Consider the following 332-nt stretch of genomic DNA (forward strand, 5'->3'; position numbering starts at 1 on the left):
ACCAGTCGTGAGCCGTTGGGGGTGCCGGGTGAGTCGGTGCGGCCGGTGGAGCCGTTGCCGCCGGATCCGGCGCATCGTTTGTTCGCGGAGCGTGCGTGTGCGGTGTGGCCGGGGTTCGACGCGGCGGGGGATCCGGCGGCGGTGGCGGAGATCTGTCGTCGTCTTGACGGTCTGCCGCTGGCGATCGAGCTGGCGGCGGCGCGGTTGCGGATGCTGACTCCGCGTCAGATCGCGGATCGGCTCGATGACCGTTTCCGGCTGCTGACCAGCGGGAGCCGGACCGTTCTGCCGCGCCAGCAGACGCTGCGCGCGGTCGTCGACTGGTCCTGGGA

1 pseudogene is annotated in these 332 nt (G+C 71.7%); it reads left to right on the forward strand.

Annotation, left to right across the window (positions count from 1 at the left end):
• A pseudogene (locus tag CU044_RS19015) lies at nt 1-332 on the forward strand (transcriptional regulator); the annotation flags it as partial.

Source organism: Streptomyces sp. L-9-10 (genome assembly GCF_004151105.1).
GTDB lineage: Bacteria > Actinomycetota > Actinomycetes > Streptomycetales > Streptomycetaceae > Streptomyces.